Consider the following 954-nt stretch of genomic DNA (forward strand, 5'->3'; position numbering starts at 1 on the left):
GTTATCGGGCAGGAGTCGCTGCGCTCCGGCCTAACAGGATGAAGGGTTTCGAGGAATGCAGTAAGGGGAGCACCGCACAGGTGCGGGCTACGGGCCAGTGAGCAGGGAGTTTACAAAAGGGCGCGGAGATGGCCCTTATATGCCTGTCGGCATCAGGTTAGCTGAAAGCTAAGGCACCTCCCCGCGATGCGGGGCGCCCCTCCTTAGCTTTCATCAAAATGATGTGACGGTTGATAGTGGGCCATCTTGAATCAGGCCGCGACTTTCGTTACAGACGACAATCGAATCGAAATCATGGTATTCGAGCGAGTAGACACATTTGCCGATAGCGTGAATGTTGTAGCCCAGTTTGCGCAGCTCCTTAGAGTTGACCGCGAACTGTTTCATTTCGTCTTTGTAGGCTTCCAGATAAATCACATCAAAGGACAAATCAAGATCAAAGGTCTTGTCTGGCCGGAGTGCTATCTGCCGGGCAGCGCCAGTAACGTACAGGTCAAAATCCGCTAACGGATGCTTGCCGTGGGTGCGTTTCTTCGCTGGCACCTCAGGAACGGGAGTCGGGGAGCCGTCCGGCTGGATGTGTAATTGCTTGACTGGCTCAGGCTGTTCTTTTACCCCGGCTGAGAGTGGACTTTTAACATTACCAGTAGCAAACATACCCACCACAAACACCAGGCAAATCGCGCCGCCAATAAAAGACCAATGTTGCCAGATGGGCTTGATATCCGCCGCCGTGGCTTCGGACACTGCACCGTTTGAGGCGGTGTGCGATTGGTAAAACGGAAAGTAAGAGGCTTTGTATGTGCGCTGGCTGGTATTGACGACTTCACCGCGACAGCCGTCCTGAACCTTGCGGGTATAGGTTTTCTCGCTACCGAGCGCCGTATTCTTTGAGCAGCGGTACTGCAGTTGAACCATGTCACGCACATCTTTGTGTATCTTCCTGTCAGACTG

At 53.5% G+C, this 954-nt stretch carries 1 protein-coding gene; it reads right to left on the reverse strand.

Features of this window, described 5'->3' with window-relative positions:
• Window positions 1-213: 213 nt before the first annotated feature.
• A partial coding sequence (locus tag R0J87_RS18290; RefSeq protein ID WP_498887949.1) for a P-loop NTPase family protein occupies window positions 214-954 on the reverse strand: 741 nt, incomplete at its 5' end.

Source organism: Halomonas sp. SIMBA_159 (genome assembly GCF_046536035.1).
In the GTDB taxonomy this organism is placed as follows: domain Bacteria; phylum Pseudomonadota; class Gammaproteobacteria; order Pseudomonadales; family Halomonadaceae; genus Vreelandella; species Vreelandella venusta_A.